This window comes from Limosilactobacillus fermentum, assembly GCF_013394085.1.
In the GTDB taxonomy this organism is placed as follows: Bacteria; Bacillota; Bacilli; order Lactobacillales; family Lactobacillaceae; genus Limosilactobacillus; species Limosilactobacillus fermentum.
The window spans coordinates 1,101,433-1,104,411 of record NZ_CP040910.1 but is presented as its reverse complement, the minus strand read 5'-3'; the positions used below and the strand labels follow the sequence as shown (position 1 = coordinate 1,104,411).

Annotated in this window: 5 protein-coding genes; 4 read left to right on the top strand and 1 reads right to left on the bottom strand. The window is 53.4% G+C overall.

The features are described from left to right. Positions 1-86: 86 nt before the first annotated feature. On the top strand, positions 87-728 hold the full coding sequence (locus FG166_RS05520; protein WP_003682911.1) for an ABC transporter ATP-binding protein: 642 nt from the start codon (positions 87-89) through the stop codon (positions 726-728). Next, positions 721-1,488 carry an ABC transporter permease gene (locus FG166_RS05515; RefSeq protein WP_003682913.1) on the top strand — a complete coding sequence of 256 codons (768 nt, stop codon included), beginning with the start codon at positions 721-723 and terminating at the stop codon, positions 1,486-1,488. Before FG166_RS05520 ends, FG166_RS05515 begins: the two co-directional genes overlap by 8 nt. A gap of 51 nt (positions 1,489-1,539) precedes the next feature. On the opposite strand, the gene FG166_RS05510 is transcribed toward FG166_RS05515, so the two are convergent. Further along, positions 1,540-2,046, bottom strand: a complete 507-nt coding sequence (locus FG166_RS05510; RefSeq protein ID WP_003682915.1) for a MerR family transcriptional regulator — start codon at positions 2,044-2,046, stop codon at positions 1,540-1,542. Positions 2,047-2,160: 114 nt separating this feature from the next. On the opposite strand from FG166_RS05510, the gene FG166_RS05505 reads away from it, so the two are divergent. Both FG166_RS05505 and FG166_RS05500 read left to right on the top strand, forming a co-directional pair. Next, positions 2,161-2,499 (top strand): beta/alpha barrel domain-containing protein, encoded by a 339-nt coding sequence (locus tag FG166_RS05505; protein WP_003682917.1) that lies wholly within the window; start codon positions 2,161-2,163, stop codon positions 2,497-2,499. Between the two features lie 172 nt (positions 2,500-2,671). Beyond that, positions 2,672-2,979: glycerophosphodiester phosphodiesterase (locus FG166_RS05500; protein ID WP_003682919.1), on the top strand; the 308-nt coding region annotated here is incomplete at its 3' end.

Sequence of the window (2,979 nt, the reverse complement as noted above, 5' to 3'; positions counted from 1 at the left end):
TCAAAAACCAGTCAAGCAAGTTAATTGACATCGTCGTTCTTTTTCGATAAATTAGAACCATTACAAATTAAATGTGAGGGATCGAAATGGCACTAATTGAACTGAAAAACGTGACCTACCAAGTGGGCGACGAGCAAGTGCTCAAAGAAGTGAATTTAAAACTAGAGGAGGGCGATTGGTTCACCCTGACCGGGCCGTCGGGGTGCGGGAAGAGTACCATCTTACGCCTGATCGCCGATCTGATTTCGGCCACCAGTGGCGAGTTGACCTACCAGGGCCAGGCGATCGAGTCCTACCAACCCGAGGAATACCGGCGCCAGGTTTCCTACTGTTTCCAACAGGCGAACCTGTTTGGCGAAACCGTTCGTGACAACCTAGAATTCCCTTACTTAGTCCGGGGCCAAAAACTCGACCAGAAGCGGGCCGAAGCGGTCCTCAAGACGGTGGCGCTGGACGCTTCCTACCTAGATAAGAAAGTCGCTGACTTGTCTGGGGGTGAAAAGCAGCGGGTCGGCTTGGTCCGCAACCTCCTCTTTACCCCGCAGGTCTTGTTGCTCGATGAAGTAACAACTGGGTTGGACGAAGAAAACAAGCGGATCGTTCGGGCGACGATCGAGGACGCCTACCAACAAGGGGTCACGATCATGGAGATCACCCACGACCAGGGTGAACTTGCCAACGCCAAGCACTTAGTCAAGATGGAAGAAAAGGGGCTTTTAAATGCATAACAGTGTCACCGTCAGCAACCTCTCCTTGGTCTTTGCCTTCGCCCTCGTGATGGTGTCGGTCGGGATCTCCTTAAAAGAACAGCTCGGCTTAACCAAGGACGTTTTGTGGAGCGTTTGCCGCGCGATCGTCCAACTGGTAATCGTCGGCTACGTGCTGAAGTTTATCTTTAACATCAATAACACTTGGTTGACGATTTTGATGACCCTGTTCATCATCGTCAACGCCTCTTGGAACGCCTACAAGCGCGACCCGAACCCCCACAGCCACTATTGGAACTCCCTGGTGGCCCTGTTGGTCGGCACCTATATCGTCTTGGGCGTGTTGATTTTATCGGGCGCCATTAAGCTGATTCCATCGCAGATCATTCCGGTCACCGGGATGATCGCCAGCAACGGGATGGTGGCGATGGGGCTTTGTTACAAGACGATGAACGCGGCCTTTCACGACCAGCGCCAACAAGTCTTAGAGAAACTAGCCCTCGGCGCCGACGTCAAGCTCGCTAGCCAAGCGATTTTAAAGCGGAGCATCAAGACGGCGATGCAACCATCGATCGATTCGATTAAGACGGTCGGGTTAGTCAGCCTGCCGGGGATGATGTCGGGGCTGATCTTTGCCGGAGTTGACCCGGTTTACGCCATCCGCTACCAGATCATGGTCTCCTTTATGCTGTTAGCCACGACCGGTTTTGGCGCCGTGATTTCGGGCTATTTATCCTACCGTAACTACTTTAACGACCGCCACCAACTAGTGATCGGATAAAAAACAGGGGCCCCGCCGGCATGGTGGGGTCCCTGTTTTGTTAGTATGATGTTAATCACGATTCCGGTAGTCCCGGACGTTTTCAAAGCGGTCCAGCTCAGCTAGTTGGTTAGTGTCCCGCAAATGGTCGGCGTACTGGTTGGCCAGGTTGGGGATGACTTCTTGGCTGCCGGGCACCAGGTGAATCTCCTCGGTGCCGGCCTCAACGGCGGTTTGGTAGTACCACTCCTTAAACTTGAGGTAGCTAAGGGTTTCCTCGAGGTCGTTGAGCTGCTTTTTCAAGTTGGCCTCGTGGTCCTTGAGAAGCTGGTAGCGCGTCGTCAGGGTCTGATCCCCGTCTAAGCGCAGGGCGACAAACTCGGCGATCTCGGCAACCGGGACGCCGGCGTTTTTTAAGCAAATGATCGTCCGCATTAGGTGCAAATCATTTTCGGTAAAGGAGCGGCGCCCATTCTTGGTTCGCGAAACGAAGGGGAGTAAGCCCTGTTTGTCGTAGTAGCGAATCGTATCAATCGAAATGTTAAGTTTGGCCGAAGCCTGACCAATCGTGTATGCCATAGGTTCCTACTTTCGGTCGGCAGAAAGGGCGTTGGCTTTTTGCCCCTGAATTTCGTCGACAATCTTAGTTAAGTTCGCCAAGCTACCTTCGTAAGCAAACTGCCCCAGTGGTAAGTGGTGGACTACCTCAGCCTCTCGATTTGGGGTGGTTACGATGCAAAACCAAAGGGCGCCGATCAATCGTTTGGCCAAATCTTCAAGCAGATCGTTGGTGACGACACCAAGGTAATGGTGGTTGGTGGGGTCTTTTCTGAAGCTGCCGCGGCCGACGCCGTTGCTAACCACACCGATTTGATCGGGGTCGGCCAGGGGACCTTGATTGACCCACTCTTTGGTAAGAAGATCTTAGACGGTCAGGGCGACAAATTGTTTCCCAAATTAGCCCGGAACAAGTTAAAAAGACCGCTTGGACGCCCGGACTGTTTGAAGCCTTCACCAGAGAAGACTCCTTAGGCCTACCGGCGCTGCCGGGACAAGAAAGCATCCTCTCTTTGCATACTGGTCAGTTTGGCGAAGCTGCAACCTCCTTACCGACGGATTAAGTGAAAATTTGAAACGGACTCACCTGGGGCGGTGGGTTCGTTTTTTGGTACAATGAGAGTACTAAAGCAGAGGAAGCGATTTGATGGCAACAACAATCTTCGGTCATCGGGGCTGCCCAGCCCACGAACCGGAAAATTCACCGGCCGGCTTTCGCTACGCCTTGACCCACGGGGCGGAGGGGATCGAAACCGACCTGCACCTAACCAAGGACGGGGTGCCGGTGATTATTCATGACGAAACCCTGCATCGCACCACTAACGGGACTGGCCAGGTGGCGGATTACACCCTGGCCGAGCTACGGCAATTTCGGTTACCAAACGGCGAATGCATCCCGACGCTAGCGGACTTTTTACAACTGGTTGGCACGGCGCCGGTCCAGTTGAACTTGGA

Coding starts and splice junctions, on each gene's coding strand:
- FG166_RS05520 (WP_003682911.1), top strand. CDS start 87: ATGGCACTAATTGAACTGAAAAACGTGACCTACCAAGTGGGCGACGAG.
- FG166_RS05510 (WP_003682915.1), bottom strand. CDS start 2,046: ATGGCATACACGATTGGTCAGGCTTCGGCCAAACTTAACATTTCGATT.
- FG166_RS05515 (WP_003682913.1), top strand. CDS start 721: ATGCATAACAGTGTCACCGTCAGCAACCTCTCCTTGGTCTTTGCCTTC.